Below are 3,290 nucleotides of genomic sequence, written 5' to 3'. Positions count from 1 at the left end.
GTATTCGGTGGTGCGGAGGCGGGCGAGGGTGCAGCCGTCCAGGTAGAGGACGGCTGTGCCGCGGCCGACCACGGCCAGGGGCTTCGCACCGGTGGGCGAGAAACGGAAGTTGCGGACGGTCAGCCGTACGTCCCAACCGTCGTCGCCGTCCGGCTGGACCTCTATGCCGAGCTCCGGCGCGTCCTTCTCGTCGATCTCACGGTAGTGCCGTCCCTTCTCGTCCGTGTCCTTCAGCACCTTGCCCACGGGTGACGCCGACACCCCTGCCCTCCGCTCGTGCGTGCCGCCCTCGCCGCAGCCCGCCACGAGGCCGAGGAGGGCACAGACCGCGAGCGCGGCGAGACCTCCGCGCGTCCACGACATGCGCAGGAGACTAGGGCACCCCTCTGACAGCCGGATCCCCCTGAAGTCGGGTTCTCGGGTCCTACCTCGGTCGTGGCCGATCTTCGACGGGTGCCCCGGCTCCGGGGACCGCGGGCGCCGGGACCTCACCGGTCCGGGCGCATGGCGGGGATCTCCTCTTGCGCCCCACCACCCTGAATCCTACGGTGAAGCATAGGAATGAGAGCGCGAGGGAGCGATCATGAGCGGGGACGCACGGAAGACCGCGGAGCAACTGACCTACCTCTCCGGCTTCGGGAACGAGCACAGCTCGGAGGCCGTCACGGGCGCGCTGCCCGTCGGCCGCAACTCGCCCCAGCGCGCCCCCCTGGGGCTGTACGCGGAGCAGCTCAGCGGCACGGCGTTCACCGAGCCGCGGGCGCACAACCGGCGCTCCTGGCTGTACCGGATCCGCCCGTCCGCCGCGCACCCCGCGTTCACGCGTACGGACAACGGCACGATCCGCACGGCTCCCTTCACCGAAACGGCACCCGACCCGAACCGGCTGCGCTGGAACCCGCTGCCCGAGCCGCCGGAGGGTACGGACTTCCTCGGCGGTCTGTGGACCCTCGGAGGCAACGGCGACGTGACGCAGCGCACCGGCATGGCGGCGCACTTGTATCACGCCAACGCGTCCATGGAGCGCGTCTTCAGCGACGCCGACGGCGAACTGCTGATCGTCCCCGAGCGCGGCGGACTGCTGCTGCACACCGAGTTCGGCCGACTTCATGTGGAGCCCGCCCACATCGCGCTGATTCCTCGTGGGGTGCGCTTCCGTGTGGAGCTGCTCGACGGCTCCGCCCGCGGCTATGTGTGCGAGAACTATGGCGCCCCGTTCCGCCTCCCCGACCTGGGCCCCATCGGCGCCAACGGCCTCGCGAACGCACGGGACTTCCAGGCACCGGTCGCCGCGTACGAGGACGTCGAGGGCCCGGTGGAGGTGGTGAACAAGTTCTGCGGGAACCTCTGGAGGGCCACCTACGACCACTCACCGCTCGACGTGGTGGCCTGGCACGGCAACCATGTGCCGTACTCCTACGACCTGCGCCGCTTCAATGTGATCGGCACCATCAGCTACGACCACCCCGACCCGTCGATCTTCACGGTGCTCACCTCCCCGTCCGACACCCCGGGGCTGGCCGGCGTCGACTTCGTCGTCTTCGCGCCGCGCTGGCTGGTGGGCGAGGACACGTTCCGGCCGCCGTACTTCCACCGGAACGTGATGAGCGAGTACATGGGGCTCATCGAGGGCGCGTACGACGCGAAGGCGGAGGGCTTCGTGCCGGGCGGCGGCTCGCTGCACAACATGATGTCGGCGCACGGCCCGGACCGGGAGACGTTCGACCGGGCGAGCGCGGCCGAGCTGCGGCCGCAGAAGATCGACGACGGGCTGGCGTTCATGTTCGAGACCCGCTGGCCGGTGACCGCCACGGCCCAGGCGGCGCGCGCAGAACACCTGCAACGGGCGTACGACGACGTGTGGTCGGGCCTCCAGCGCCACTTCCGCCCGGCTGGTTGACGCCCACCGCCCGTTGCACGCCAGTGCACTCGACCGGTACGGATACCGTCGTGACCTCCTTCGCCCCGGACTCGATCGTCCTGAACCGCAAACTGCCGCTCTGGTACCAGGTCTCGCAGTCGCTGCGCGCCTCGATCCTCGGCCGTTCGCCCCAGGACCCGCTGCGCCTGCCGACCGAGGAACAGCTCGCCGGTCACTACGGGGTGAGCGTGCTGACCATGCGACAGGCGCTGAAGGAACTGGAGGACGAGGGGCTGATCACCCGGCACCGCCGGCGCGGCACGTTCATCGAGCCGAGCGCCAGGCGCGGCGCCCCGGTACGGCTGCTGGGCTCGGTGGACGCGATCGTGGCGCAGCAGTCGGGCATGACGACGGAAGTGCTGGACCACGGGAAGTCACCGGTTCCGCCCGAACTGGCCGAGCACTTCCCCGACCTGACCGAGGTGGCGACGTACCACCGCCTGCGCGGCGACGAGACGACGGGCGAGCCGACCAACCACGCCCGCAACCACGTCCGCCCCGAACTCGCCGAACACATCGACCACGACGACCTGGTCCGCTGGCCCATGACGAAGGTGCTCCGGGACGTCGTGGGCGCGGACATCAGCCGTATCACCGACACCGTAGAGGCCCGGCTGGCCGACCCGGAGACGGCGCGTCTGCTCCACGTGCCGCTGCTCAGCCCGATCCTGCACTACACGGGCGTGACGTACGACGGGGACGGCCGGGTGCTGGACGTGGCGGTGATCCACTACCGCGGTGACCGCTTCTCCTTCACGGTCACCCTCGACGCCCACTGACGAGGTCGTACGATGCCCTGCGTGACGCACGACGACGCTCCGCTGCTCGCGGACCTCATGCCGTGGTCCGTCGCCCCGCCGCGGCTGGGCCGGAGGTGGCCGACGGCCCCCGACGCGGCCTCCCTGAAAGCCCGCTGGGACACCCTGGTGAAGGCCGAGGAGCCCGACCGCGAGGCCCTGTTCGAGCCCACCCGCTCCCGCACCCCGCACTCGGCCGTGGCCCAGCTGCCCGGCCAGTCCAGCGGCACGGGGCGACTGGCCCGGGAGTCGGGACCGTGCCCGGACCCCGTCCGGGTCCTCTTCGCCCCCTTCGACGAACAGTGGCTCATCCCGGACCACCGGCTGATCGACGCGGCACGCCCCGAACTGTGGCGCGTGGCGGACGACCACCAGGCGTTCGCCGTCGAGCAGCCGGTCCCGCCGGAGTCCTCCGGCCCGGCCCTCCTGGTCTCCTCCACCCTGCCGCTGACCCCGCCGCACGGCCCGCGCCCCGGCCGCGTGCGCCCCCTCTACCGGCGACCGGGCGGCCGGGAGCCCAACCTGGCCCCGGGCCTGCGGGACCACCTCGCGGAACGCCTCGGCCACTCCCC

The 3,290-nt window shown here is 71.6% G+C and carries 3 protein-coding genes and 1 pseudogene; 3 read left to right on the top strand and 1 reads right to left on the bottom strand.

The genetic code is table 11. From position 1 onward, the window contains the following. Window positions 1–363 (bottom strand): annotated as a pseudogene (locus FNH08_RS47525) (nuclear transport factor 2 family protein); the annotation flags it as partial. A gap of 220 nt (window positions 364–583) precedes the next feature. Here FNH08_RS47525 and hmgA point away from each other — a divergent pair. From hmgA to FNH08_RS47510, 3 genes are all read left to right on the top strand, one after another. Next, on the top strand, window positions 584–1,900 hold the full coding sequence (gene hmgA, locus FNH08_RS47520; protein ID WP_152778120.1) for a homogentisate 1,2-dioxygenase: 1,317 nt from the start codon (window positions 584–586) through the stop codon (window positions 1,898–1,900). A 50-nt stretch (window positions 1,901–1,950) separates the two neighbouring features. Continuing rightward, entirely contained in the window at window positions 1,951–2,700 is a 750-nt protein-coding gene (locus tag FNH08_RS47515) for a GntR family transcriptional regulator (RefSeq protein ID WP_322726588.1), read from the top strand. Window positions 2,701–2,712: 12 nt separating this feature from the next. Next, on the top strand, window positions 2,713–3,290 hold a 578-nt coding region (locus FNH08_RS47510), incomplete at its 3' end, for a type ISP restriction/modification enzyme (RefSeq protein WP_322726587.1).

Source organism: Streptomyces spongiae, from assembly GCF_009377185.1.
Classification (GTDB): domain Bacteria; phylum Actinomycetota; class Actinomycetes; order Streptomycetales; family Streptomycetaceae; genus Streptomyces; species Streptomyces spongiae.
Note: the sequence above shows the minus strand (reverse complement) of the source record. Positions and strands in the feature narration are given on the sequence as shown.

What these genes read in the sequence shown, in the direction of transcription:
- hmgA (WP_152778120.1), top strand. Translation starts at nt 584, where the DNA reads ATGAGCGGGGACGCACGGAAGACCGCGGAGCAACTGACCTACCTCTCC.